We start from the raw sequence: 25,759 nt of genomic DNA on the forward strand, positions 1-25,759 counted from the left end.
GCTGGTCTGAAGGTCAGGCACCGGCCTTGCGTTGCTCGGCCTGTGCGACGATCACGCGGCGCCGCTGATCGTCGGCGGAACGCCATTCCCGGATGTCTTCCACGTGTCGGAAGCAGCCAAGGCAGACTTTCTGCTCATCCAGCCGACACAAACTGATACAAGGTGACGGCACTGCCGGGCTGACATTGCTGAACAGCGGCTTGGGCGGACGGGCGGGTGTGGGCTGGGTCACGATCAAATCTCGTCGAAATCCAGCTCGACGCCGGCCTGTTCCTGAGTGATGCGTGCAAGCATTTCGCTCAGCAGCTCATCGCTGGTGTCGTGGGACCAGCGTTTTTCTTCTTCGTCATAGTCGAAGTGAAAACCTCCGGAACGTGCCGCCAGCCACAACTGACGCAGCGGCTCCTGGCGGCTGAAGATCAATTGGCTGCCGTTCTCGAACTTGACGGTCAGCACGCCGGCAGAATTTTCCAGATCCACATCCAGGCCACTCTCGTCGAAAATATCCTCCAGCGCTTGCTGGGTCGCATCGACCAGGTCGTGAAAGCGGGCTTCGGTCAAACTCATGGTGGGAACCTCAAAAAGTGTCTACTCACGCTCAAGCGCCGCACGATACGGAGGCGCCATCATGATTGCAAAGAATACCGATTTCGTTCCCATCAGCCGCGAGAAATATCCCAAATTAATGTAGGCCACTTCACGACATACTCGGCAAAGCCCCGCCGGACGGGTGTCCCGGCACATAGGCAAGCTGGCGGGTGGTCGGTATACTCGGGCGCAATTAATGCATATTCAAGGATTTAGCCATGAAGCGCCTGATCTCTTCCCTTGCTGCGCTCGTCGCGGTCGCTTGCCTCGTCAGTGCCTGTGGTCAAAAAGGCCCGTTGTACCTGCCCGATGACAGCAAAGACCCGAATGAACAGGCGCAAACGTCGCAATCCAAAGCGCACAAGCACGACACCTACTAAGGGAATTTCATGGACGCTTTTAACTACCGGAACGGCGAGCTGTTCGCGGAAGGCGTGGCGCTGTCCGCGATTGCCGAACGCTTCGGCACCCCGACCTATGTGTACTCGCGAGCGCATATCGAAGCGCAATACCGCACCTTTGCCGATGCACTGGAGGGCACGCCAAGCCTGGTGTGCTATGCAGTAAAAGCCAACTCCAACCTGGGTGTACTCAATGTCCTGGCGCGCCTGGGCGCTGGTTTTGACATCGTGTCCCGTGGCGAGCTGGAGCGTGTACTGGCCGCAGGCGGCAAGGCTGACAAAATCGTGTTCTCCGGGGTCGGCAAGACCCGCGAAGACATGCGCCGCGCCCTGGAAATCGGCGTGCATTGCTTCAACGTCGAGTCCACCGACGAGCTGGAGCGCCTGCAAGTGGTGGCCGCCGAGATGGGCGTGCGTGCGCCGATCTCCCTGCGCGTCAACCCGGATGTCGATGCCGGTACCCACCCGTACATTTCCACCGGTCTCAAAGAGAACAAGTTCGGCATCGCGATTGCCGACGCCGAAGACGTGTATATCCGCGCCGCCCAACTGCCAAACCTGGAAGTACTGGGTGTGGACTGCCATATCGGTTCGCAACTGACCAGTCTGCCCCCCTTCCTCGATGCCCTCGACCGCCTACTGGCGCTGATCGACCGCCTCGGCGAGTGCGGCATCTACCTGCACCACATTGATCTGGGCGGTGGCGTGGGCGTGCGTTATCGCGACGAAGAGCCGCCGCTGGTGGCCGACTACGTCAAGGCCGTACGCGAGCGCACCGAAGGCCGCGACCTGAAGCTGATATTCGAGCCGGGCCGCTACATCGTTGCCAATGCAGGCGTACTGCTGACCCAGGTCGAGTACCTCAAGCACACCGAACACAAGGATTTCGCCATCGTCGATGCGGCGATGAACGACCTGATCCGCCCGGCGCTGTACCAGGCCTGGATGGATGTCAGCGCCGTGCGCCCGCGCGACAGCGCCCCGCGCACCTATGACATCGTCGGCCCGATTTGTGAAACCAGCGACTTCCTGGCCAAGGACCGTGAACTGGCCCTGGCAGAAGGCGATCTGCTGGCCGTGCATTCGGCCGGTGCCTACGGGTTTGTCATGAGCTCCAACTACAACACCCGCGGGCGTACCGCCGAAGTGTTGGTGGACGGTGATCAAGCGTTTGAAGTGCGTCGCCGCGAGACGGTAGCCGAGTTGTTTGCTGGCGAAAGCCTGCTGCCGGAGTAAGCCATGCTGCTGCGTTTTACCAAGATGCACGGCCTGGGCAATGACTTTATGGTCCTTGACCTGGTCAGCCAGCACGCGCATATCCTGCCCAAGCACGCCAAGCTGTGGGGCGACCGCCATACCGGCATCGGCTTCGATCAGTTGCTGATCGTCGAGGCGCCAAGCAATCCGGAGGTGGATTTCCGTTACCGGATCTTCAACTCCGACGGTTCCGAAGTGGAACAGTGCGGCAACGGTGCGCGCTGCTTCGCCCGGTTCGTGCTGGACAAGCGCCTGACCGCCAAACGGCAGATTCGCGTCGAGACCAAAAGCGGCATTATCGAGCTGGATATCCGCAGCGACGGCCAGATCAGCGTCGACATGGGCGCCCCGCGCCTGGTGCCGGCCGATATTCCGTTCCAGGCTGAGGCCCAGGCCTTGAGTTATCCACTGGATGTCGACGGCACTGTGGTCGAGGTGGCCGCTGTGTCCATGGGCAACCCCCATGCGGTGCTGCGGGTCAACGACATCAACAATGCGCCGGTGCATGAACTGGGACCGAAGATCGAACATCACCCGCGCTTTCCGGCGCGGGTCAACGTCGGCTTCCTGCAGGTCATCGACCGCTCCCGTGCGCAATTGCGCGTGTGGGAACGCGGCGCCGGGGAAACCCAGGCTTGTGGCACCGGCGCTTGCGCCGCCGCCGTGGCTGCGATCAGCCAGGGCTGGATGGATTCGCCCCTGTTGATCGACCTGCCCGGCGGACGCCTGTCCATCGAATGGGCAGGCCCAGGCCAACCGGTGAAGATGACCGGCCCGGCATCCCGTGTATACGAAGGACAGGTCCGTCTATGAGAGCGACTCGCCAATGACCGATAAGCCCCAGGCACCCGCCAAGCAGCCCGAAGGATCCCCTTGCGAAAGCCTGGAGGCAGCGGCCGTCGCCGCTTACCTGGAGGCTAACCCGGACTTCTTCGTCGAACACGACGAACTGCTGCCGGCCCTGCGCATCCCTCACCAGCGCGGCGATACCGTGTCGCTGGTGGAGCGGCAGATGAAGATCCTGCGCGAGCGCAATATCGAAATGCGCCATCGGCTCTCACAGTTGATGGACGTGGCCCGCGACAACGACCGCCTGTTCGACAAGACCCGCCGCCTGATCCTGGCACTGCTGGATGCCGCCAGCCTGGAAGACCTGACCATTGCCGTCGAAGACAGCCTGCGCCAGGACTTCCAGGTGCCGTTTGTCAGCCTGATCCTGTTCAGTGACAACCCGATGCCGGTCGGGCGCTGGGTCAAGGGCAGCGAAGCGCAGACCGCCATTGGCGGCCTGTTGTCGGAAGGCAAGACCATCAGCGGCACCCTGCGCGAGCATGAGCTGGACTTCCTGTTTGGCGAGGACCAGCGCGTGCAGATCGGCTCGACTGCCGTGGTCGCCCTCAACCATCAAGGCCTGCATGGCGTCCTGGCCATTGCCAGCCGTGACCCGCAGCACTACAAGAGCACGGTAGGCACGCTGTTTTTGACCTACATTGCCGAAGTGTTAAGCCGCAGCCTGCCGCGCTTTACCACTGCCCTGCGCGCGGTGCGCTAGCCATGGAACGGCAACTGGACGCCTACTGCGCTCACCTGCGCAGCGAGCGCCAGGTGTCTCCCCATACGCTGGAAGCCTACCGACGGGACTTGAACAAGGTCCTGGCGTTCTGCCAGAAACACCAGATCAGCAGCTGGAAGGCCCTTGATATCCAGGGCCTGCGCAGCCTGATTGCACGCCTGCACCAGCAAGGCCAATCCTCCCGCAGCCTGGCGCGCCTGCTGTCGGCGGTACGTGGTCTGTATCACTACCTCAACCGCGAAGGCCTGTGCGATCACGACCCGGCCAACGGCCTGGCGCCGCCCAAGGGTGAGCGCCGCCTGCCCAAGACCCTGGATGCCGACCGCACCCTGCAATTGCTCGATGGCGCGGTCGAAGATGACTTCCTGGCGCACCGCGACCAGGCGATCCTGGAGCTGTTCTATTCCTCGGGCCTGCGCCTGTCGGAGCTGACCAGCCTCAACCTCGAGCAACTGGACCTGGCCGACGGCCTGGTGCAAGTGCACGGCAAAGGCAGCAAGACCCGCGTGCTGCCCATCGGCAAAAAGGCCCGCGACGCCCTGCTGGTGTGGCTGCCCCTGCGAGCCCTGAGCAATCCGCCGGACGACGCGGTGTTTGTCAGCCAGCAAGGCCGACGCCTCGGGCCACGGGCCATTCAGTTGCGGGTCAAGGCCGCCGGCGAGCGGGAGCTGGGGCAGAACCTGCATCCGCACATGCTCCGGCACTCCTTTGCCAGCCACCTGCTGGAATCGTCACAAGACTTGCGCGCCGTGCAGGAACTGCTCGGCCACTCGGATATCAAGACCACCCAGATCTACACCCACCTGGACTTCCAGCACCTGGCAACGGTGTACGACAGCGCCCATCCCAGGGCCAAACGCGTTAAAGGCGGCGACTCATGAGCATCAAGCTAATCACCTTCGACCTGGACGACACCCTGTGGGACAACGTCCCCGTCATCATCAGCGCCGAAGCGTCGATGCGCCAATGGCTGGCGACCCATGCGTCCAAGGTCGGCGACCTGCCCCTGGAGCATTTCGCCAGCCTGCGCCAGCAGGTGCTGCAACGTCATCCCGAGCTCAAACACCGGATCAGTGTGCTGCGCCAGCGGGTGCTGATGCACGCCTTTGAAGAGGCCGGTTATCCACAGCCGCAAGCCACGGAAATGGCCGATGTGTGTTTTGAAGCGTTCATTCATGCGCGGCACCAGCTCACCGTCTTCCCCGAAGCCGAGCCGATGCTACAAGCCCTGCGCCAGCACTTTCTGCTGGGGGTGATCACCAATGGCAATGCCGATGTGCAGCGCGTAGGCCTGGCGGATTACTTCCACTTTGCCCTGAGGGCCGAGGATATCGGCATCGCCAAGCCGGATGCGCGCTTGTTTCAAGAGGCGTTGCAGCGGGGCGGGGTGGATGCCAGTGCGGCGGTGCATATTGGCGATCACCCTGGCGATGACATCGCCGGGGCGCAGCAGGCGGGGCTGCGAGCCGTGTGGTTCAACCCGACCGGCAAGGTTTGGGAAGGTGAGGCATTGCCGGATGCGCAGATTCGCAGCCTGACCGAGCTACCGGAGCTGCTCCACAGCTGGAAATAACGCGGCTGCGATACCACTGGAAATCCAAGGTGGGAGCCTGCTGGAGCTTGTTCCAGGCATGAAAAAACCCGCAGCGACGGCGGGCTTTTTCAGCAAGCAAGTAACCGGCCTCAGATAGGCCGACTGCCGTACTTGTTATCCGGCTTCTTCGGTGGATCTGCCACCACGTTGGCCTCGACTTCCTGCACTTTACCGCCTTTGGCGAGGAACTCTTCCATCGCACGGGCCAGCGCATCGCGCTCTTTGTTCTTGGCCTCGACGCTCGGCAGTTCGTCTACCGAAACAGCAGCCTTGGCCTTGCCTTTGGCGGCCGGAACAGGTGCATCATCGCCACCGTCATCGTCAGCAACGTCTTCCGCTACCGCTTCAAGGCCTTCTTCGGTGTCGTCTTCGTCACCTACTTCCAGTTCGTCGTTTTCCAGATCATCGTCGCTCATGTTCTACCTCATGACTTGCGAAAAGCAGATTAGTTATAGCCCAGCTTCACCATCTGTCGAAGGCTGCCGGAAAAAAATCAACGTCCACCGGATAACCAGTGGCTTATGCCCCATCACCGTGCAGGTGGCGAGGACTTTACGAGCACCGCCATGATCAGGGTGCTCGTCCAGATAAACGCGTTGCCATGTGCCCATTGCCAAGTGGCCGGCCTTGACCGGCAAACTCAGTTGGCGACCCGATAGGCTGCCCTTGAAATGACCCGGGGCTTGGCCCACAGGGTAATCAGGGTCTGTCGCCATATACAGTTCTGCGCCCATCGGCGCGCATTCTAGCGCGCTCTGGGAAAAAACAAAGTGCCGAATACGCCTACATGCCTGTAAGACATTCGCACACTGAAAAGTACCGTGTGGATCCAATCACAAACTCGGCACAAAAATGCTCACGCGCCGTCACCACAGGCAAATACCAGACAAAAAAATGCCCGGCAAGCCGGGCATGTTTTTTTTCATACGTTCTTACAAGTTGTAGCCACGTTCGTTGTGCTCCGCCAGGTCCAGGCCAACGGCCTCTTCCTCTTCGGTCACACGCAGGCCGATGGTCAAGTCCAGCACCTTGAGAATTACGAAGGTCACGATGCCGGTATAGATCACGGTAAAGCCTACGCCCTTGGCCTGGATCCAGACCTGTGCGGCAATATCGGTCACGGTGCCGAAGCCACCCAGGATCGGCGCCGCGAATACGCCAGTGAGAATCGCCCCGACAATCCCGCCCACACCGTGCACACCGAAGGCGTCCAGGGAGTCATCGTAGCCCAGCTTGCGCTTGAGGCTGGTGGCGCAGAAGAAGCAGATCACGCCAGACGCCAGGCCGATCACCAGGGCGCCCATCGGGCCTACGGTACCGGCGGCCGGGGTAACGGCCACCAGGCCGGCTACCACACCCGAGGCAATGCCCAGGGCGCTTGGCTTGCCGTGGGTGATCCACTCGGCGAACATCCAGCCCAGTGCCGCAGCAGCAGTGGCGATCTGAGTCACCAGCATCGCCATGCCGGCCGTGCCGTTGGCCGCAGCAGCGGAGCCGGCGTTGAAGCCGAACCAGCCGATCCACAGCATCGCCGCGCCGATCAGGGTGTAGCCCAGGTTGTGCGGGGCCATTGGGGTGGTCGGGTAGCCTTTACGCTTGCCGAGCACGATGCACGCCACCAGGCCAGCCACACCGGCGTTGATGTGCACCACGGTGCCGCCGGCGAAGTCCAGCACGCCCCAGTCCCACATCAGGCCGCCGTTGCCGCTCCAGACCATGTGCGCGATCGGCGCATAGACCAGGGTGAACCAGATGGCCATGAACAGCAGCATGGCGGAGAACTTCATGCGCTCGGCGAACGCACCGACAATCAGCGCCGGGGTGATGATCGCGAAGGTCATCTGGAAGGTGATGAACACCGCTTCCGGGAACAGCGCCGCAGGCCCAGTGATGCTGGACGGTGTGACACCCGCCAGGAACGCCTTGCCCATGCCGCCGAAGAACGAGTTGAAGTTGACGACGCCCTGTTCCATGCCCGTGGTGTCGAACGCGATGCTGTAGCCGTAGACGACCCACAGGATGCTGATCAGACCAGTAATGGCGAAGCACTGCATCATCACAGAAAGAATGTTTTTGGAGCGGACCATGCCGCCGTAGAACAGCGCCAGGCCAGGGATGGTCATGAACAGCACCAGTGCGGTGGCTGTCAGCATCCAGGCAGTGTCGCCGGAATTGAGGACTGGAGCCGCCACTTCGTCTGCCGCCATGGCCAGGCTGGGCATTACGATGGACAACAGGGCTCCTAGCCCTGCGAATTTACGCAGAGTCATATTGTTTTCTCCTGGGGCGTTGGGGTTTGGCGGCTTAGATTGCGTCGGTATCGGTTTCGCCGGTACGGATGCGAATAGCCTGTTCCAGATTGACCACGAAGATCTTGCCGTCACCGATCTTGCCAGTGTTGGCCGCCTTGGTTATCGCCTCGATAACCCGATCAAGATCCTTGTCGTCAATGGCGACATCAATCTTCACCTTCGGCAGGAAATCGACTACGTATTCCGCGCCGCGATACAGCTCGGTATGACCCTTCTGCCGACCGAAGCCTTTGACCTCAGTGACGGTAATGCCCTGCACGCCGATCTCGGACAGTGACTCGCGTACATCGTCCAACTTGAACGGCTTGATGATGGCAGTGACTAGCTTCATGAAAACTCTCTCCCGAATTGGTGGACTTGCCCCAGGAAAACAAACCCGTCTCAAGTCTAAGCGCAGTGCCTGGCTTTGTAACGCATCGTCGCCTCGGCAAATGCCTTTGCGACGCCAGCTAACCGTTGGTGACGAAACATGTACCCTGGTCCGTCAGCGCACTGCATTCGTCACAGCGACTGCATCAGTGCATGGGTCATGATCGTCTAAGCAGAAACCTTGCCAGCTCCGTAAAAGTCACTGAAATCAATCCGTTGCCCGTCTACGCCCACCAATGGGCCGGTGCAGCAGCCTGGATACGCACAAAAACAGTGCATCCGCATTCAGCCCAATGCGCGAAAAGCGTGCGCAGGCCACGCTGAAAAGACTATAGGCGCTGCGTGATACACTGCCGGCCAACTGTTTTCCGGAATGTTTCCCATGCTCGCGCCCAAAGACCTCCTCGACGCCCTGAGCGGCCACGCCTCTCGCCTGTTCAGCGGCGAAACCCCGCTGCCCCGCAATGAAATCGAAAGCCAGTTCAAGGCGCTGCTGCAAAGCGGGTTCAGCAAGCTGGACCTGGTCAGCCGTGAGGAGTTCGACAGCCAGATGGTAGTCCTGGCCCGCACCCGTGCGCGGCTGGAGAGCCTGGAGGCGAAGGTGGCGGAGTTGGAAGCGCGGCTGAATCCACCTCAGGAATAACCACCGCGTCCCCTCTTGGAGCCGGCTTGCCGGCTCCTGCAATGACAGCGCCTGGATACGTTCTGTAAAACCTGCACACAGCGCCTCACCCTCCCTCGTCTACCCTTGAAAAACCGCAGCACGCGGCCCTCCCTTTCAAGGAACGAGCATGTCCCTCGCCATCGTCCACAGCCGCGCCCAGATCGGCGTCGAAGCCCCCGCCGTCACTGTCGAAGTGCATATGGCCAATGGCTTGCCGTCCCTGACCCTGGTGGGCCTGCCGGAGACCGCGGTCAAGGAGAGCAAGGACCGGGTGCGCAGCGCCATTCTCAACAGCGCGCTGCAATACCCCGCACGCCGTATCACCCTCAACCTGGCGCCCGCCGACCTGCCCAAGGACGGCGGGCGTTTTGATCTGGCGATTGCCCTGGGGATTCTCGCGGCCAGCGTGCAGGTACCGGCGCTGGAGTTGGATGACGTTGAATGCCTTGGCGAACTGGCCCTGTCTGGCGAAGTGCGTGCCGTCAAAGGGGTGTTGCCGGCCGCGCTGGCGGCACGCAAGGCCGGGCGCAGCGTGATCGTGCCCAGGGCCAATGCTGAGGAGGCGTGCCTGGCCTCCGGGTTGAAGGTGATTGCAGTGGATCATCTGCTGCAAGTGGTGGCGCACCTGAATGGACGGGTGCCGATCGAGCCGTACAAGTCCGACGGGCTGCTGTACCTGAACAAACCTTACCCGGACCTGAGCGAGGTGCAGGGCCAACTTGCCGCCAAGCGCGCGTTGCTGATTGCCGCAGCGGGTGCCCACAACCTGCTCATGTTGTACGCGAATACACCTCTAAATCTGCTTAGGTTGCCCAGACTGGCAAGTGTGGCAACCAGCACACCCGAACACAGGATCGTTTGCTGCTGATACTATCGTCCGCTTCGGATTGAGGAACAGCCGGATGATCCCCATCACAAGACGTGAACTCGTAAAGGCTTGGGTCGAGCTTCGGCAAGCTTCCAATGCCATGAACCGCGCCAACCCGCATCGCTTGCTTCTTTTCTATGCTGCTGAATGCGGTCTGAAAGCTATTTACCTTAAAGACAACAATGCCGATGTATTGGATGAGCACACCATTGGCCTTAAAAGCCATGATCTGAACCAGGTGATGGATAAGCTCAAAATGGGCAAAGAGTACAGATTGCCAGTCAGCCTGAATCTGCCACAACTTAGGACAGCAGGAGGACTATCGCCGCGAAAATGCGGATCTGGCTCCCTCAATCAAGTGTGGCGATACGGATCAAAATGTGAGCATCCTGCAGATGACACACACCTGGAAGCGACCTTAGAAAAGGTCAACGAATGGATAGCTGGAGAAATTAGATGAGCCTTGATCAGCTGAAGAAGCCACCATTGACTTGGCTCGATGTTGAAAGAGAATTCAAAATATCGACGGAAAACTTTAGCACTTTCCCTCTAGGCGTCAGCCAAGTGCGATGCTTTTACGATGGTGTCGAAATTGAAACATCTGTCCAGACGTTAGCATCAGGTTGGCTTGAACAAGTATTTGCCTCCAATTATGACGCTGAGGCAAGCTCGATCATTCTGGCAATTGGTGATAGCCACTATCCGGTCTCCTTCAGTTCACCGAATGAATCTGTCGCTAAGCCGACTCAATACCCGCTTTGGCGCGAACAGGCGTATCTAAAACCACAGATAGATAGACGGTTACCCGAAAAATTCGTCAGCGGCCCAAAAATGGTTTCATTCCACTCATTTAAAGGCGGGGTGGGCAGAACTACTGCCTTGATGACTTACGCGTCGGCTGTTCTCAATGCTCCGACCACTGAAACGACTAAAATACTTTTAGTGGATGCTGACTTAGAGGCGCCCGGAATAAGCCTATGGTTAGACGCCACAAGCATGCCGACCGTATCATTCGTTAAGTTTTTGGAAGCAATGCATTACCCTCCAGACACGACTGACGATGCTCTATCTTATTTCGCGGGGGAACTTCGCAAGACGTCAATAAATTATGACGGCTCCAAAAAAGAACTTTTCGTACTTCCTTCAGCAGTTAAGCTATCCGAGATAATGGACATGCCTGTCCTCCCTTCTCACATAGCAAAAAACCCAAAGAACCCCTGGCTCTTGACTGATCACATCCATGCGCTAGGTAAGTCACTTGGCGTAGATATGGTATTTATTGATTTACGAGCAGGACTTTCTGAGTTATCCAGCCCTATCTTATTTGATACAAGGGTGGAGCACTTCTTCGTCACAACAGTAGCCCATCAGTCTGTCCTAGGGATGGCAGCCATACTAGAAAACGTAGGAAAGTCTCAATTTGGAATTAAAAAAGACTTAGAGTCACTGACGAAGCCATCCGTCGTATTGAGTTTGTTAACACCAACGTTGAGAAAGCTTCCAGATTATACGCTGGCCATTGAGCGTCTAAACGGCGCGTATACAGGGGCCGGAAGTACGGAAGACCTCGAAGAAATCTCTCCGAGTATAGATTGGGTTGAAGCTGAGTTTGAATCATCTCTGATGAGTATTAACTCAGTCACCCAGGCCATCGAAATTTTATCAAAATCTCCGCTTTATGATAGTGCAAAAAAATGGGCAGAAATTAGAACACAGCTTGAGGACTTGGAGGTTGATAAGGAAGAAACTGAACGAGCCAACTTAAAGTCCGACATTAGCGCGCTGCATCAAGTTTGTGAAGGGTTTCAGTTCGCCGAGAAGTCGACGAGTACAGAAATGCTAGTAACCGACCCACTACGTAATCTTGCCAAACATTACAGTGACGAGTTACCCAATATTGTATCAGTGGGCGCTAAAGGCGCTGGCAAGACGTTTACTTTCTTACAGCTGTGCAGAACTAAAACCTGGGAACAGTTTTTAATCAAGATAAACATCAACACATCCAAACTATCAGAATGCCATATTTTTCCAGCCTTGAGCTCTCAAAACATTGATGGTGACTCTCTTGCCGTAGTTAAGGATGCTGTTGAAAGCTTCACTTCAGCGCTAGGAGTTCCATCTATTAGCCTGAATAGCATTCAAGTTAAGATCATGAAGCTAGTTTCCAAAACTGATATTGACTGGACTGAAACCTGGGAAACTAATTTGGTCGGAGCTATTGGCCAGCCCTTCCATACATTCGTGGAGCTAAATAACTGGCTTATCAACAACAACAAATCTATTGTGTACGTAATTGACGGCATCGAAGACATGTTTGATAGCCCGTCTTCTGAATCACAACGAACGGCTATCAAGGCACTATTGGAGATTCCTAATACCTTAAACGCACTTAGACAAAGGCGCATTGGGTTCGTCTGTTTTGTGCGAGCGGACTACGTTCAAGCATCAATTAGACAAAATATCGCTCAATACCTCTCTAGGTTTCAGCCATTTAGGCTTGAATGGACTCCTGAAACGTTCCTCAGATTAGTTTACTGGTTGTGCAGTAAGTCAAATATCATTGGTGCGCGAACCGAGCTTGCAGAAGTCTTATCCAGAGAAGAGCTGTTATTGGCCCTAGAAGATTTATGGGGTAAGAAAATGGGCGGCAATGCGTCTAAGGAGGCAAATAGCGCAAGGTGGGTATTTGCAGCGCTCTGCGATTTGAACGGCAGGCTACAGGCCAGGGACGTAGTGAGGTTCCTAAAGTTCTCCGCTAAACAAATGCAAGCTAAGAGAGTGGAAGCCTGGCCAGACCGTCTTCTATACCCTGAAGCTATCAGACAGTCTCTTTCCGAATGCAGTCGGGAAAAGGTTGAAGAGGCCAGCACAGAAATTTTACCTCTTCGCGAATGGCAACTTAGGCTTCAGGACATTCCTGAGGAACTTAAGAAAGTTCCGTTCAATCCGGGTAATGTCGGCCTATCTGAAGAGTTAATCAGGTCACTCAAAGATATTGGCGTTATTTACGAAGACATCGACCGAATCGAAGACTCTGATCGATTTTACCTTCCCGAGATTTATAGGACGGGCTTAGGATTTAAGTCTGCGATAGGTGGACGTCCACGCGTACAAGCCCTATTGAAACGCAACCTGGGTGGTATGCCGTTCTAGCCTAGGGATTTATTCCAATGACGTTTAACAGTGGCGAGGCTGACCTCCAGCTTCGCTGCTGTTTGAGTTTGAGTGAATTTTTCCTCCTTCAGCTTTAGCACATCAGCAGTTGTTTCGTGGGCAGGGGGACGACCTAAAATTTTTCCTTCGAGCTTTGCCCTTGTAAGCCCTGCCTGAGTACGCTCCACTAACAGATCCCTCTCAAACTCCGCCATTGCGTTTATGACAGACATAGTCATTTTTCCAGCTGGGCTCGTCAGATCCACCCCGCCCAAGGCTAGACAATGCACTCTGACGCCCATTCGCGTCAAAAGCTCCACCGTAAGGCGCACATCTACCGCGTTACGACCGAGCCGATCTAGCTTAGTTACAACTAGCACATCCCCTGGTTCAACCCGATCCATAAGCTTCTGAAAGCCCGGACGCTCAGACATGGCTACTGAGCCGCTGATTGTTTCGGTCACAGTTCGATGGTTTTCGATGCTGAATCCGGCATTAGCGATCTCATGAATCTGGTTGTTCACGGTCTGATCTGTGGTACTAACCCTGCAATACGCAAATATCCGGCTCAAATTAGCTCCTGGTATCATTAAACCTAAAGGTATCATACCGTTAGTATCATTAAATAGAAACACTATTTTTATGACACCTTTTATGAGCTTATCTCATGGAGTCATAAAACGGTCGTTTTTTGATACCTATGCCGACAATGCTTGCGGGTATTGCGCGACGCCCAGCACTGAAACACCTTAAAAGCTAAAATCTATCCTTGACTATCTGTCAATAGCCAATTTCTATCATTGCTCCTGTCTTATTGCATTTTTTCAACTAGCCAGGGACGGTTAGCTTTGAGACAGTTCTCGCGCTAGAAGCCATCAATCAACCCACCAGAGCACGACGCTTTTGTTAGAGCGACGTCGTGCCTGGGATTCAGCCTTCCTTCAGTTACTCCCCTCCGTCCCTGGAAGAATTATTAAAATTTCCCCCTGAAGCGATTAGGAAGGTTGCGACCAACATCGCCCGCCGACACTGGGTGCTTACAGCCAGCGCAACAGAAGAAATCAAAGAATGTCATTCACTGCATGATCACGAGTTTGGCGTATCTGTCGCATCGATTAAGTCGTCAACAGTTTCTGGCAGGCTCAAGCGACTTAGCAGTCAGCAGTTTTGGTTGAGCAACCTGGGTAGACTTCTAGACTCAGCAAGGGAGCAAAAGGCCAGGGGCGACGGCGTCCTGGGCGCACAAGAAAAAGGGAAGATGCCGTATTGTTCGGACGCAACAATTGAAATCCTGAAAGCGCGTGAAGAAGAAATCGCTAAGCGCGTAGCCAAAAGCCCAAGGAAAAACCTGACTGAAATTTATAAAAATTCAGCACGGTCTACGTTCAATCAGGCTTACCTTCAGGCAAAAGCGATGGACATTGTGGCAAAGAAACGAGGGATGAGCTGGGTCTTCGTGACCCTTACCTGCCCACCTGAATATCACAGCAGCTCTAAATCTTTTGATGGTTCCAGTTTTGATGATGGCCAATCTTACCTCAAGAGGGTCTTCGCTCAGATCGGGCGTTCAATCGGCAATGCAGGTTACAAATCAGGGAAGGATTTCCAGGGGATAAGAGTCGTGGAAGTGCATAAAGACGGCACACCGCACTGGCACGTCTTGTATTATTTTACTGGCAACCTCAATAAGGTTATAGAGCAGAAGCTGTCTAGTATTTATGCTCAAGAACCAAGCCGCCCCTTAAACTATCTTAGAGACCACAAAGACAGTATATTTTTATACCCTGAACCAAACGCAGCAGACACCCAGGGCGGAACCACGACCCCAGCAATTTCCTATATATTCAAAAAACTTACATACGCATTTCAACTATACGCACATAGTGAAAACGAAGATGCGATTCGTCATCGCTATGCAATTAAGGCTGCAAGAGCAAGGCAAATTCAGCCATTCGGCGTGACAGGCCATAGCACCAAAATAAAAGTGTTGCGTAAGGCCTTCGATAAAGTATCCCTACCGGAAAGCCTTATGGAGCTTGCCGCTCCATTAAAAGCAGCAGTGACCAACCCAGCGCGCAAAAATGCTCAGCTAACGGCAATGGTTGGTGTCTTGGAAGGAAGCCTTGATAACTTAAAATTGCTATCAGTGGACACACTGAACAAATTTGGCGAAATCGTGCCCAGAATCACATATATCCAAAGCATGGTTAGCCAGGAAATCACCTGTATTGATGAACCATCCAATGATTGGCCTGAGCAGCCTAAAAAGTGGAGAAGGGGAGTTAACATTAATGATTCAAGCTTTTCATGTGGCTGCGTGAAATGCGACCAAATGCTAGCCGCGAAGCGCGGCATAGCCAATCCGCCTGCCCAGAGCGTTCTTCCCGTAGAGATTGAACATCAAGCTCAGGGGCTGATCGATTCTAAGGCTCCAGGCCTTCCCCCAGCGCATGATGACGGCTTCCACGCGGCTTTGCCTCCGGCTCGTCACGATCTTTGCACAGAAGGGCCTCTACGAGCTTTACAAGCATCAGTAGCAGCGCTTCTAGCACCGTTCTGCTCACTTCTACAGTCTGGTCATATTCGTCTGAAAGTGCTGCTGGCGATGTATCTTTCGCTACTCCTAATTTTACTAGCTGCCGGAAACCCAACCAGAAATCATCAGGGACACTACGTCGCAGGATGGTCACAGTCTCACCACCTTCAAGGCATGCATCAAAAATGTCAGAATTATCCCAAATCAAAGATCTCACACTCTCCGCTGACACATGGTGGGAGAGATCCGCCATGAGTTGCTTTTCTTCCTGCTTCAAAAACTTAGTCATAGGTAAAGCCTCATATAAGAGGCCACGTCGTGCGGCATGTATAACGTCTTGTTAAATTGATAAATTAGAGGGCAGGGCCATCACGAAGCTGACTTTTCTCCAGCCACACTCTAGCGCTTTTTGGGAAGCCGTTACGCTCCTCAGTTGCCTGGCTTGCTTCTAAAGAGTCTTCCGCTGCCGACCTACGGCGCGTCTCTTCTTTCAGTTGTGCGCGTACTGTTTCGAGCTCCTCATGTAATTCTTCGGCGCGGGGACTAATGCTGGCCATGTAGGCTAGCTTGTTCCGGGCTTCAGAATACATTAAAATCATATTCTGCCACTTTGTGAAAAACTCTTTAGACCTGACATTTATTTTTCGGGCCTTCGACTTCCATGCCTCCAACTCCTTAGTAGTTACAGCCACCTGCTGCTTGAGCATCAGGATGTCCGTCTTTGCCTTTCTAGAACTGATAATTAACTTATTGAGAAAACTTCGCTTCTCAAAACTTTCAATTCCTTGGTTGTATCCGGCGATCCGAGCGTTGTAATGCGCAGCTTTGAGGTTGGACTTAATTTCTTTCGAGGCTTTCTCAAAACTCTCTTTGCGGTTTGCTATAGACTCAAGTTGAATCATCAAGCCTGAAGCTTGGGCCTGCTCCTCTTTCCAGGCCCTGCGGGTTAATCTCCGTCGTCTCGGGCCATATCTCAGCATCCCATTTGGCAACCCCACAGATGCATTGAAGTCATCAAGCAAAGCGCGCATAGCAGCCTTGTAAGCTTCGTTCTGAGCCCTTTTTAAGATTCCGGTATTTTCCGATACAGCTCGCTTTCCGTCATGAATTGAATCGAACCTATGGCCCGTCTTGGGTACTACATAAAAATGAATATGAGGATTATCCTCGTCGGTATGCTCTAAAACTGTATGAAGCTGATCCCCATATTTTCTTTTGAGCCATTCCACCGTTTCGTCTTTAAATTTCTGCCAGGCTTCAGTGTCAATGGTATGAGGAGCAGAAACAACCCCAGCAACTAAACATAAGGCATCCTTTCTAGTTTTCCTACCAGTGACCTCTGCTAAGGACTCTGACCAGCTAACACACGCCGACTCTAAATCCTCAAGGTTTTTCCCATACACTTTGATTGGTGGTTTGGGAAGAGCAATATGGGGACAGTTGCGAGGATTGCGTAATGCCTCACCAACTATGCTTGCTACACAGTGCCCACCCTGCTTTCCTTTTTTTGGCGTCGAAAGGCTATAAGAGTCGATATGTAGAAACTGGAACACTGTGCGTTCTCCCTGCAGATCACGTAATTATTACAGTGGAGAGTTAGTGCGTTCAATGCCAAATCGAAACATATCGACCGACTATGCTTCTTACATTCCGTCTTCGACTACATTTCAGAAGCGCGGCCCCTTCGGGGTGTAAGTCAAAGTCCCGCCCTTCGCGGCCCGCGTCGGAGCTTGCCCGACTGGCGGCGGTAGTTGAGCGAGCTCAACCACCTTGCAGAGGGTGGGCTAAGTTCGTTAGCGTCAAGGGTACGCTCCGCGCAACAGTTTATTCGCCTCACCAAAAAGCCGGTAAGACGAACCAAACTGATGCCCCTTGACCCTCCCACTATTCGGCTCTGGCCATAGCTTATTTCTTTGACAGGATATCCTTATACAATCTTTCTAGTCCTGCTACCTCTCTAGCCAAATCAAATAAATCATTTTCGCCTACAGCCAACTCTGGCAGACTTTTTAAGTATGCTATTTTGTCTCCATGCGCTGTAATCAGTGCGTGCGCATCTTTTGAGTTACCCCAATAGCTTATATGATTATCATTATCATAAATTATGGAGAACAAAAAACCTCCCGCATCACGAATCCGGAATACCGCGTCATCCTCACGACGCTCCATTTCCACCACGATATGCAGTCGTTTGACCAACGCATTAGCACGTGAGCGCCCTTCATAGCTGACTAAATCTAACCTAGCAAAAAAATCATCCTTGCTAGTGATTCTCTGCTCACCAATATCCAAGTTAAGTTTATTCTGCAGAATCCTGTATTCCGCTAATTTATCCTCAAGCACCGCCATAGTTGATACCAACATGGAAGGAATACGCCCTCCCATACTAAGAATTTGATCCTTCAGTTCTTTTTGACGATTTTGAATCTCGCCAATTTTTGAGTTAATTGTATTTAGCTCTCGATTAAGATCAGACTGGGTGTTTTTTACCAGGCTAATACTGTTTATCTTGGCCAGCATCTCTTTAAATATTATCTGACAGATATCAAACCTGATCAGCTTGCTTGGGCATGCTCCTTTTGAGGAAACATAACATCGAAGATATTTCCCGCCTTTGGGTGGTGCCCCCTTATTTACTAAGTGCATGGGGCCTCCACACTTCACGCACTTCGCAATTCCCTGCCAAACGTTGAAGTCTGCCGACTGTTTGGATGACTTACTAATCCTGCGGGAATCCCGGGCGGCTTGGGCAGAATAAAACTCCTCTTCTGAGAGAACTACAGGGAAAAAATTACTCACCGGCTCCCCACGCTTCGTTCGTTTCACTCCACTACCATCGTCTTCAAGACCGGTTGGTTGGTATTCCCCAATCAACGCTCGATTAGATAATATTTTTGCGCAGGAGCTTCCCCCCCATAAGCCTGTGGAGTTTCTCCTGTTTGAACCAAAAACCGGGATACCTGCTTCATTTAGCGTTTTGGCGATTACTCGATGGCCATATCCATTTTCCGCCAAGCGGAAAATGTCTTTTACAACCTTAACTCGCTCTGGAATCAGTTCGTATGCACCATTTACATACCGAATCCAATACGGGCACGCGGCGCCCAACGCCTTGCCGAACTCTCGAGCGTCATCTTGCTTGCGTCGCCATACCTTACCTACCCTGTCGGCCTTCAGACTCGACTCATTATGAGCCCGACTCATATTGAATATGCTGAGGATCAGCTGTTGGGCATCAAACTTTGCGGTATACAAGGTGTCATCGCTTGAGGTGTAGATGTCGATCCCTTGGTTAAGTATGTCTAAAAATCTAGGGAGTGCATCCCAGACTTCTGCACGGCTTAACCGGTCAAGACTTTCGACAATCAAAACAGACCCTTTCGGGATTGTTTCGTCCCTCACATGCCGAAGGAAGCGCGCGAGCTGACCCATGTCTCCCAGGTGCTCCCCTTTGTAGGCAGAGCGGCCTTTGTCGAAGAATCGATATTCCTCCGAATCTACGAGCTCTAGACCTTTCGCAGCGCAGTAGGCTTCCGCTGCGGCCCTCTGCCGCCGGTAGCTGTCCCCCCTAGCCTGGTCAGGGCTTGAGAAACGGATATAGCTATAAGCCTTCCTGGATTCCACGATGTGCTGCCTAATTCTTGAGAGGGGGTGTAGCGTACTACAACCTCCTGTTCAGCGGGCCACCCGGCACCGGCAAGACCTTGCTCGCCAGCCGCCTGCCCGGCCTGCTGCCGCCCTTGAGCGAACAGGAAGCCCTGGAAGTGGCGGCCATCCAGTCGGTGGTCAGCCTCGCACCGTTGAGCCACTGGCCCCACCGGCCATTTCGTCAGCCGCACCATTCGGCGTCCGGGCCGGCGCTGGTGGGCGGCGGTTCGAAGCCACAACCTGGGGAAATCACCCTGGCCCATCACGGCGTGTTGTTTCTCGATGAACTGCCGGAATTTGATCGCAAGGTGCTGGAGGTGCTGCGCGAGCCATTGGAGACTGGCAGGTGGTATTCTCACACTTTCTAAAACGTCACAGGAAGCCCGGAATGCCTACTGCCTACGCTTACATCCGCTACTCATCTAAGGCCCAAGGTGAAGCCGGTAGGGACTCCGTAGACCGTCAAATGGCTTCAATCCAAGCCATTACAAAGCAACAAGGTATTGAGTTGCCGCCTGAGAATATCTACTCGGATACGGGCATATCTGCACACGATGGAAGCAACAAACGAAAAGGAAAACTAAAAGAACTCATTGATATGATTAGCGATATGCATATCAAAGAGGGCGATTATATATTCGTTGAAAGTATCGACCGGCTTAGTCGCCAAAGACTTCTACAAGCAAAAGAATTAGTCAATGGCATCCTTGAAAAAGGGGTTATTTTAATAACCACCATTGATGGTCAACGGTATGAAAAACCAAACGAAAAAAACCGTATTGATGACTTACAGCAAGATATCCTTTTAAGTGTTATCGCAAAGCGAGCATACGAAGAAAGTAAGACAAAATCAGTTCGCAGAAAATCCGCATGGAATAGAGCCAAAAAACTAGCGGAAGAAGAAAAGGTCATTTTTAACGCCCATAACCCACCTTATGGCATCCGATACAATACAGAGCTTAACTGCTTTGAAATCGAGGAAGAAGAAGCTCAGGAAATAAGAGACTTCTTTGAGAGCTTGAAATATGTTGGCGTGTCGCTGTCTATTAAAAAGCTCAATGCTTATTCAAAACGAAAATGGTCAAATAGAAATATAAAGCATCTAATAGATACGAAATACGTTCTCGGTGCCTACATGGCTCAGCGAAGAGACGAAAACAAAAAGAAAGTATTTGAGCGATACATTGAAAACTATTACCCGCAAATTGTTTCATACGAGCTATTTAATGAAGCAATAGCCGCAATGAAAAACAGAGCACATAGAAAAAATTATGGCAACCAAAGTGTTGGGAGCTTGAACATTTTCCGCCATAGCATCAAGTGCGATTGCTGTGAAGCATCTATGCTTTTTGAAAAACAAACAAACCCCAAAGGTATTGTTTATCCGTATTTTCAATGCTACACACGCAAAGAATTAAAAAATGGATGTAACCAACCACGTTTTCGTTTTGACCTAGCTTTTGGGTTATTTCTTGAACTCATATATCAATCAACAACAAAGGAAGACTTCGACGTTCACCCATGGCAAAACGAAGACCCGAATCCCGAACGTCAATATGAATGGATAACTCGTGAAAGCGGGATGACTTATCGTCTCCCAACACAAGAAGACATTGATGAAGAGGAACGGGTAGAGAATTTTAGAGAATTATTAATTAAGCTTCTGTCGAATAGAGAGAGCCAAACCAAAGACAACAAGAAAATTGTGGAACTGAACAACCTTTTGCTTGAACAGAAAAGTTATAGAGACAACCTAATGAAATCTTTTGCCGGTTTCACCAGCGGCATTATCCCAAAAGAATTCTTAGAGGTAGTTAGCAAAACAGAAGCGAATATCAATGACATTGAACAAAAACTTGCAGAATTACAAATACAAATAAATATCAAGAAAACCACTATAAACATTTACTCGGAAAACGACATAATTGATTTGTATAAAACAGAAGATGGCCGTTTAAAAATAAATCAATTCTTTGTTGCTAATGACATCACTTTCAAATTCAACTTCGACAAAACAACAAGAACTTTGTTTGCTAAGATTTTCCAGAATGGCTTTGAAATTGACCGCATAGCAAAACAGTTCAGCCTACATAATCCACTTAAAGAGTTTGGCATCAACAATCTCAACGAATACTTTAATTGATACCATCACAACCAAAGTAGGCTACCTAATCAGGTGGCCTTTTTTGTGCTCGCTTGAAAATAAAACAATTCATGGTAACTTGTAGTTAAACAACTCAAATACTTAAAGTATGAGTTTTTATCAACCCGCTGATGAAATCCTCACACTTTCCTGCGGAAAGACGCTTCGCTTGCGAGTATTTCACGGGTTCCTGCCGGAAGGGCAGAAGCAGACAGCAAATTACAACAACCTATGAGGACTAAATGAATGAATTAAAAAATACCACTATGCTATGGAAGAGAATGAACTACTCCGCCCAGCAGGGCAGAGTAAAAAAAACTGCCGGATTGTCTCAATTAAAGAGTTCACTTAATCACAGCCTCCGCACTGTGATGAAGAAAGACCTCGAATTCAATCAAGACCTATCTCACCGCAATTTCATCATCCACAACAACAAGATGATTAGGCTTGACAGTCTCACTCTTGAAGACAGGCAGGGGCTTGTCAATGAAATAATGTCATCGGTTCAGAGTGACATAGGCACACATGAAGACCTTTCAAAACTCAAAGACGACCGTTCAAAATACGCCTACAAGCTAAAAAAGCTGTTAGCCAAGGCTGACGAACCGGAAGCCCTCAAAAACCTTCTAACGAGTGTTCTGGAGGCCCAAAGCAGCCCCCTTCCCCCTTCCCTTGTCGATCAAATTGATTTGATAGGCGTTAAGCGAGCAAGTGACAAAAAGAAGGCCATAGGCACCTATATAGAGCTACACAATGAGATTATTGCACTCGGCAATAACTCATTACACAAAAGCAAAACAGTTGTGCAGGAATGCTTTTTCAAATTCCCAACAAGAAACAACATAAACGAAGTTAGGCCGGTTGACTATTTACGTATAATTCATGACTTCCACAAGAAGCACCTACCTGAATACGACATAAAAACCTGTGTATTTCATGGCGATGAAGTATTAAGTCAGAGCCAAACAAATACTGGCGTCCACCCACACATCTTTATATCTGGAAAGAACTCTAAGACTGGTCAATATGACTTGGTGCAAGCTCAGCTTGATTTAGTTAATAGATATCTAAAAAGCAAGGGGGAGCCAGCAATTGAAAATAGCTCATTCAAAGCATCACAGAAAATAGGCGAAACTTACCAGCGTCTTGTTTATGGGTATGTTAACAAAAGGTTGAAAGAATTTGGCTACAACATCGAAGCGTCCATACATGAGAAAACCAAGGAGCACAAAGAAAAACTTGAAGCAATAGCAAAAGACGCCCACAAGGCCAAGATAATGAGGAGCTTTAATTTATTATCACAAACTGAGTCGGCGATTGCTGACGCTGAAAAACACATACAAGAAATAAAACCTATTCTGGAAGAAAGCAGAGTAGATAACAAAACACTTCAAGAAGAAAATGAAAATCTCAAGACCGAAGTTAAGGCGAACACTACAACACTCAACAAACAGAATAGAGAAATTGAGAAGGGCCTCAATGAGCTAAAAAGCCTTGATGATAGATACAAAAAAACTTTGAAAAACTACAAAAAACTTGAAGAGGCAATCAAGAGCAGCCAAGACAAATATCAAGCAATCCAAGATGTTGACATAGCTATTGATGTCATTGCTTTCCGACAAAGTGAGAAAAGGGACATACGAATGGCCTTTTATGCTTACAAAGAAAAGAATTTAGACGCATTGAAGCAGATGACACGAAAGGAGAGGATCGACTTCTTAGAAGCGAATGCCGAACGTTTTAAACGTGAACAACTGGATGCTTTAATATCTACACGCCTTACTTTTGGAGAAAAAACAAGCCTTGTGATTCACGACACTACGCAGGTTATTAAATCTACTACTAATAAGGTTAGTGCAAGGATTTTCGGCCCTTGATTTGACTTTATCAAAAAAAATGATACAACATAAGAAAAGGTGAACCCCGAATGTAGTTGCATTCAGGGTTCGGCGTTGATACTGATAGCAGCAGTTTCAACTTGTAATTTAAGTTATATCACATAATTTCATATCTTCAAGTCTCTCCTGCGTAAAAATCACATAACCATAATAAATTCAGTATTCACGCCTGCGTTCAACGTAGGAAATTCAAGAGATTGTTCCGTTGTAGCAGCCTAGATGAATAGAACGGGGATGTTAGGCAATTCATCAGCCCACTAGCCGTGTATGAAAATACATGTTGAACAGGGTGCCAGCGTGGCATAAATAGCTTGTATAGCCACTAAGTGTTCAATGCTTAAACTTAGTATTTGAGAATTTAAGCCCTGAGAGTAAAACTCAAAAATCAGGTAAGGCGTCACTTGTTTTTTCAGACAAAAACGAGGAAGACTAGCTTTGCCTGAGAAAGCAAAGGCGTAGCCTGCTTTCGCAGGCAATGCTGGAATTAAAAAACAAAGCGAAAACCCCCTAGGGTTTTCAAGACACGCACATACATACACACACACATACACACACATACACACCCCCACAGCCCCCACAGCCCCCACGGACACACATCCGCCAAGCCATACTATCTAAAACCTTCAAAATCGGCTCATTATCGAGTGCTTAACATTTGCTTGGCACTTTGGGTATCAAAAACTAAAACAGAACTTTAAATGACCTATTTTGATTATCACATCAATCTAAAAAGCATCGCTTCCTTTAAAAATATTTTGTCCAAAACTTCTTGGCTGTTTTTTGATGTTTTTTAGATAGTGGAAAAATGGCAACTCAAAAAAAGGCCGTTTTTAGAGGGGGTAATATTTTTACTTTACTATAGTTCACAAGAAAAATAATCGGCGGTTTTTGACCTATTTCCGCGAACGCACTAAAAAAGTGCATGCTATTTTTTATATGTTTTCATATCATTTTTTTGATATTTCAATTTTCGAGAAGTTCGTTTTATGGCTTAAATTCAACAAAAGTGCGTGTCAATAGTGAAGCGAAAATATTTTTTAGGTCGGACGATAATGATGATTTATGGTTGGACCTTAATCAAGTGCTTTATACTAAAATTTATATAGGCTCATTTTTAACGCTTGGACAAGTCCAACCGTTAAAAACAAGCTTGACGACAGACTACTATCCTAACGATTTTTTCTCCGGGCAGTTTTTTGTTGCTTATTACTTTTTTTCTTCCGCCTTCTTAGCTTCGACAGCTCAGTTTCTTCGGTCTTAATCGTGTATTTCAAAATAGCTGATTTAATGTTTTTCAAAAGCCCCAGTTCTTCTCGCAAGAACCTTGCATGCTGGAACTCTTCTTCTGTCCACTCATTCGTATGGACATAAATCAACTCTTCGCTTGCACCCTTATTATTAACTGCATCCACTGCGATTCCAACTATCGTCTCAAACTGTGGAAACGCATCTTTGCAGGCCATGCAATAGGATGCAATCATCGCTTTGCGATGCTCACGGTATTCGGCATAATCCTTTTGCAGCTCTGAAAATTTAAGAACTAACCATACATAACCTATTTCCGGATTCGTGGGCGACCCGCAAACTCGAACTCTCGGGCGTGTCTCACTGGATGGGAATGGCTTCCGGGTAACATCCAAAAATGCGTCAGATAGGGTGGCACGAGCCATTCGGCTTTCGGCTGCCATATATTTTAATACTGTAATTTCCTCATCATAATTTTTACCATTTGTTTCGTGCCATTTTCCAGTGAACGCGGCACCACCCATCAACTCAATACATCTATCCCAGAAAGAGGAGGTTCGGCCTATCTCCTTCAACAGCTTATATTCTTCTGTTTTCCTATGCCCTTCATAAAATCCAGTTTGAACGGCTAAAATCTCATCTTTCCGTTGTTTTGGTATTATGAACTTAGGGGAACTGATGTGTTCCGAGTCCTCTCTACTTGAAAGGTAATAACCCAATAGCTCATCTTCTCCCGGAGCGACTAAAAGCATTCCGGCGTTTATTAAATCTTCTTTTTGTGACAAATAATCCGTAAAGTCTTTGATGGTATCTAGCTCATCGAAAACCTTATCGATACTTTCCTCATCAAAGAAATGCACGTACCCTTTTTTTGAGTCCGCTGTCCCAATCATGAATGGGTTTTCAAAATGGTCCTTACCAACAATATCGGGCCTAATGAATAAAGTCCCGCTATCATCTTTGTAATACTTTTTTGAATGCTCAGTGATTCCGCGTGCCACAGCAATTCTATGGACTTTCATCGTATTTTTATCAGGTATAGCTATGGGGAATTTCTCGGAACACTCTTTATCGAGAAATATCCTGTGCGGCATTTGCTTGATCCATTTTTCAGCCCGATAGGTAGAATAAGCCGATTTCAAAAATGCCCGATCTACCCAACGACGCCAGCCCACCTTAATATCATCCGTTGGCCTATATTCAATCTGTCCTTTATCCGAAAAAATAAGAACGTGATTGCCAAACACAACCAACAAGTCACACAGCTCTTCTCCTTGACCCTTTCGCTGACCTTTTTCGTCTATCTTTAAACCTTCATCGGTATAAACATTTGCAAAAGACCAGAGTGACAAAAATGCTTTATCACCTAATTTAGCAAGGAGCTTTTCAGACTTATTGAATGTTTCCGATTTCTTTATATTTCTCATGAAGGTCTCAATCCATAGAGGTCTGCTTCATCTTACCAGCCAAGCAGCTAGGCAACATCATTGAGCCAGTATAAATATGTGAT

General features: G+C 50.7%; 21 protein-coding genes and 3 pseudogenes. 14 read left to right on the forward strand and 10 right to left on the reverse strand.

Annotated features, from left to right (window positions below; genetic code table 11):
* Nucleotides 1–13: 13 nt before the first annotated feature.
* Together JFT44_RS04025 and cyaY are read right to left on the reverse strand one after the other, a co-directional pair.
* A complete protein-coding gene (locus tag JFT44_RS04025) occupies nucleotides 14–232 on the reverse strand; it encodes a DUF1289 domain-containing protein (RefSeq protein ID WP_057440618.1) in 219 nt (72 codons plus the stop codon).
* 2 nt (nucleotides 233–234) lie between these two features.
* Entirely contained in the window at nucleotides 235–567 is a 333-nt protein-coding gene (gene cyaY, locus JFT44_RS04030) for an iron donor protein CyaY (protein ID WP_057440485.1), read from the reverse strand.
* Between the two features lie 239 nt (nucleotides 568–806).
* Here cyaY and JFT44_RS04035 point away from each other — a divergent pair, with 239 nt between their 5' ends.
* The 6 genes from JFT44_RS04035 to JFT44_RS04060 are packed head-to-tail and all read left to right on the forward strand — an operon-like array spanning nucleotide 807 to nucleotide 5,392.
* Nucleotides 807–968 (forward strand): lipoprotein, encoded by a 162-nt coding sequence (locus JFT44_RS04035; protein ID WP_038444426.1) that lies wholly within the window; start codon nucleotides 807–809, stop codon nucleotides 966–968.
* Nucleotides 969–977: 9 nt separating this feature from the next.
* Nucleotides 978–2,225 carry a diaminopimelate decarboxylase gene (lysA, locus tag JFT44_RS04040; RefSeq protein ID WP_057440486.1) on the forward strand — a complete coding sequence of 416 codons (1,248 nt, stop codon included), beginning with the start codon at nucleotides 978–980 and terminating at the stop codon, nucleotides 2,223–2,225.
* A 3-nt stretch (nucleotides 2,226–2,228) separates the two neighbouring features.
* Nucleotides 2,229–3,059, forward strand: a complete 831-nt coding sequence (gene dapF / locus JFT44_RS04045; protein WP_057440487.1) for a diaminopimelate epimerase — start codon at nucleotides 2,229–2,231, stop codon at nucleotides 3,057–3,059.
* Between the two features lie 13 nt (nucleotides 3,060–3,072).
* Nucleotides 3,073–3,798 carry a DUF484 family protein gene (locus JFT44_RS04050; protein ID WP_057440488.1) on the forward strand — a complete coding sequence of 242 codons (726 nt, stop codon included), beginning with the start codon at nucleotides 3,073–3,075 and terminating at the stop codon, nucleotides 3,796–3,798.
* A 2-nt stretch (nucleotides 3,799–3,800) separates the two neighbouring features.
* On the forward strand, nucleotides 3,801–4,700 hold the full coding sequence (xerC, locus tag JFT44_RS04055) for a tyrosine recombinase XerC (RefSeq protein ID WP_057440489.1): 900 nt from the start codon (nucleotides 3,801–3,803) through the stop codon (nucleotides 4,698–4,700).
* Nucleotides 4,697–5,392 carry an HAD family hydrolase gene (locus JFT44_RS04060; RefSeq protein WP_057960982.1) on the forward strand — a complete coding sequence of 232 codons (696 nt, stop codon included), beginning with the start codon at nucleotides 4,697–4,699 and terminating at the stop codon, nucleotides 5,390–5,392. The genes xerC and JFT44_RS04060 overlap by 4 nt, the downstream gene beginning before the upstream one ends.
* A gap of 110 nt (nucleotides 5,393–5,502) precedes the next feature.
* On the opposite strand, the gene sutA is transcribed toward JFT44_RS04060, so the two are convergent.
* The 4 genes and pseudogenes from sutA to glnK form a co-directional block, all read right to left on the reverse strand.
* On the reverse strand, nucleotides 5,503–5,829 hold the full coding sequence (sutA, locus tag JFT44_RS04065; protein ID WP_057440491.1) for a transcriptional regulator SutA: 327 nt from the start codon (nucleotides 5,827–5,829) through the stop codon (nucleotides 5,503–5,505).
* Between the two features lie 103 nt (nucleotides 5,830–5,932).
* A pseudogene (locus tag JFT44_RS28575) lies at nucleotides 5,933–6,093 on the reverse strand (YjbQ family protein); the annotation flags it as partial.
* A gap of 252 nt (nucleotides 6,094–6,345) precedes the next feature.
* Nucleotides 6,346–7,683, reverse strand: a complete 1,338-nt coding sequence (locus JFT44_RS04075; protein WP_029289659.1) for an ammonium transporter — start codon at nucleotides 7,681–7,683, stop codon at nucleotides 6,346–6,348.
* A gap of 34 nt (nucleotides 7,684–7,717) precedes the next feature.
* Nucleotides 7,718–8,056, reverse strand: a complete 339-nt coding sequence (gene glnK / locus JFT44_RS04080; RefSeq protein WP_002555808.1) for a P-II family nitrogen regulator — start codon at nucleotides 8,054–8,056, stop codon at nucleotides 7,718–7,720.
* Nucleotides 8,057–8,476: 420 nt separating this feature from the next.
* On the opposite strand from glnK, the gene JFT44_RS04085 reads away from it, so the two are divergent.
* The 4 genes and pseudogenes from JFT44_RS04085 to JFT44_RS04100 all read left to right on the forward strand — a co-directional run bounded on the left by JFT44_RS04085 (nucleotide 8,477) and on the right by JFT44_RS04100 (nucleotide 12,779).
* A complete protein-coding gene (locus JFT44_RS04085) occupies nucleotides 8,477–8,737 on the forward strand; it encodes an accessory factor UbiK family protein (protein WP_057444205.1) in 261 nt (86 codons plus the stop codon).
* Between the two features lie 148 nt (nucleotides 8,738–8,885).
* A pseudogene (locus tag JFT44_RS04090) lies at nucleotides 8,886–9,533 on the forward strand (magnesium chelatase domain-containing protein); the annotation flags it as partial.
* 127 nt (nucleotides 9,534–9,660) lie between these two features.
* A complete protein-coding gene (locus JFT44_RS04095; RefSeq protein ID WP_198830371.1) occupies nucleotides 9,661–10,086 on the forward strand; it encodes a hypothetical protein in 426 nt (141 codons plus the stop codon).
* Nucleotides 10,083–12,779 (forward strand): KGGVGR-motif variant AAA ATPase, encoded by a 2,697-nt coding sequence (locus tag JFT44_RS04100; RefSeq protein ID WP_198830372.1) that lies wholly within the window; start codon nucleotides 10,083–10,085, stop codon nucleotides 12,777–12,779. The genes JFT44_RS04095 and JFT44_RS04100 overlap by 4 nt, the downstream gene beginning before the upstream one ends.
* On the opposite strand, the gene JFT44_RS04105 is transcribed toward JFT44_RS04100, so the two are convergent.
* Nucleotides 12,776–13,351, reverse strand: coding sequence for a recombinase family protein (locus JFT44_RS04105; protein WP_198830373.1), 576 nt, complete (start codon nucleotides 13,349–13,351; stop codon nucleotides 12,776–12,778). The genes JFT44_RS04100 and JFT44_RS04105 overlap by 4 nt on opposite strands.
* A gap of 347 nt (nucleotides 13,352–13,698) precedes the next feature.
* On the opposite strand from JFT44_RS04105, the gene JFT44_RS04110 reads away from it, so the two are divergent.
* Complete coding sequence (locus tag JFT44_RS04110) at nucleotides 13,699–15,570, forward strand: replication endonuclease (protein ID WP_198830374.1); 1,872 nt, start codon at nucleotides 13,699–13,701, stop codon at nucleotides 15,568–15,570.
* Nucleotides 15,571–15,668: 98 nt separating this feature from the next.
* On the opposite strand, the gene JFT44_RS04115 is transcribed toward JFT44_RS04110, so the two are convergent.
* Together JFT44_RS04115 and JFT44_RS04120 are read right to left on the reverse strand one after the other, a co-directional pair.
* A complete protein-coding gene (locus tag JFT44_RS04115) occupies nucleotides 15,669–16,868 on the reverse strand; it encodes a plasmid recombination protein (protein WP_198830375.1) in 1,200 nt (399 codons plus the stop codon).
* Between the two features lie 352 nt (nucleotides 16,869–17,220).
* Nucleotides 17,221–18,939, reverse strand: coding sequence for a recombinase family protein (locus JFT44_RS04120; protein ID WP_198830376.1), 1,719 nt, complete (start codon nucleotides 18,937–18,939; stop codon nucleotides 17,221–17,223).
* A 38-nt stretch (nucleotides 18,940–18,977) separates the two neighbouring features.
* On the opposite strand from JFT44_RS04120, the pseudogene JFT44_RS04125 reads away from it, so the two are divergent.
* The 3 genes and pseudogenes from JFT44_RS04125 to JFT44_RS04135 all read left to right on the forward strand — a co-directional run.
* Nucleotides 18,978–19,307 (forward strand): annotated as a pseudogene (locus JFT44_RS04125) (ATP-binding protein); the annotation flags it as partial.
* A gap of 44 nt (nucleotides 19,308–19,351) precedes the next feature.
* On the forward strand, nucleotides 19,352–21,106 hold the full coding sequence (locus tag JFT44_RS04130) for a recombinase family protein (RefSeq protein WP_198830377.1): 1,755 nt from the start codon (nucleotides 19,352–19,354) through the stop codon (nucleotides 21,104–21,106).
* A gap of 242 nt (nucleotides 21,107–21,348) precedes the next feature.
* Nucleotides 21,349–22,983 (forward strand): hypothetical protein, encoded by a 1,635-nt coding sequence (locus JFT44_RS04135; protein WP_198830378.1) that lies wholly within the window; start codon nucleotides 21,349–21,351, stop codon nucleotides 22,981–22,983.
* Nucleotides 22,984–24,173: 1,190 nt separating this feature from the next.
* Here the strand turns inward: JFT44_RS04135 and JFT44_RS04140 are convergent.
* Complete coding sequence (locus tag JFT44_RS04140; RefSeq protein ID WP_198830379.1) at nucleotides 24,174–25,676, reverse strand: hypothetical protein; 1,503 nt, start codon at nucleotides 25,674–25,676, stop codon at nucleotides 24,174–24,176.
* Between the last annotated feature and the right edge of the window lie 83 nt (nucleotides 25,677–25,759).

Origin of the sequence: Pseudomonas sp. MF5691, from assembly GCF_016405645.1 — a bacterium.
Classification (GTDB): domain Bacteria; phylum Pseudomonadota; class Gammaproteobacteria; order Pseudomonadales; family Pseudomonadaceae; genus Aquipseudomonas; species Aquipseudomonas shahriarae.

What these genes read in the sequence shown, in the direction of transcription:
- cyaY (WP_057440485.1), bottom strand. Translation starts at nt 567, where the DNA reads ATGAGTTTGACCGAAGCCCGCTTTCACGACCTGGTCGATGCGACCCAG.
- JFT44_RS04035 (WP_038444426.1), top strand. Translation starts at nt 807, where the DNA reads ATGAAGCGCCTGATCTCTTCCCTTGCTGCGCTCGTCGCGGTCGCTTGC.
- lysA (WP_057440486.1), top strand. Translation starts at nt 978, where the DNA reads ATGGACGCTTTTAACTACCGGAACGGCGAGCTGTTCGCGGAAGGCGTG.
- dapF (WP_057440487.1), top strand. Translation starts at nt 2,229, where the DNA reads ATGCTGCTGCGTTTTACCAAGATGCACGGCCTGGGCAATGACTTTATG.
- JFT44_RS04050 (WP_057440488.1), top strand. Translation starts at nt 3,073, where the DNA reads ATGACCGATAAGCCCCAGGCACCCGCCAAGCAGCCCGAAGGATCCCCT.
- xerC (WP_057440489.1), top strand. Translation starts at nt 3,801, where the DNA reads ATGGAACGGCAACTGGACGCCTACTGCGCTCACCTGCGCAGCGAGCGC.
- JFT44_RS04060 (WP_057960982.1), top strand. Translation starts at nt 4,697, where the DNA reads ATGAGCATCAAGCTAATCACCTTCGACCTGGACGACACCCTGTGGGAC.
- sutA (WP_057440491.1), bottom strand. Translation starts at nt 5,829, where the DNA reads ATGAGCGACGATGATCTGGAAAACGACGAACTGGAAGTAGGTGACGAA.
- JFT44_RS04075 (WP_029289659.1), bottom strand. Translation starts at nt 7,683, where the DNA reads ATGACTCTGCGTAAATTCGCAGGGCTAGGAGCCCTGTTGTCCATCGTA.
- glnK (WP_002555808.1), bottom strand. Translation starts at nt 8,056, where the DNA reads ATGAAGCTAGTCACTGCCATCATCAAGCCGTTCAAGTTGGACGATGTA.
- JFT44_RS04085 (WP_057444205.1), top strand. Translation starts at nt 8,477, where the DNA reads ATGCTCGCGCCCAAAGACCTCCTCGACGCCCTGAGCGGCCACGCCTCT.
- JFT44_RS04095 (WP_198830371.1), top strand. Translation starts at nt 9,661, where the DNA reads ATGATCCCCATCACAAGACGTGAACTCGTAAAGGCTTGGGTCGAGCTT.
- JFT44_RS04100 (WP_198830372.1), top strand. Translation starts at nt 10,083, where the DNA reads ATGAGCCTTGATCAGCTGAAGAAGCCACCATTGACTTGGCTCGATGTT.
- JFT44_RS04130 (WP_198830377.1), top strand. Translation starts at nt 19,352, where the DNA reads ATGCCTACTGCCTACGCTTACATCCGCTACTCATCTAAGGCCCAAGGT.
- JFT44_RS04135 (WP_198830378.1), top strand. Translation starts at nt 21,349, where the DNA reads ATGAATGAATTAAAAAATACCACTATGCTATGGAAGAGAATGAACTAC.
- JFT44_RS04140 (WP_198830379.1), bottom strand. Translation starts at nt 25,676, where the DNA reads ATGAGAAATATAAAGAAATCGGAAACATTCAATAAGTCTGAAAAGCTC.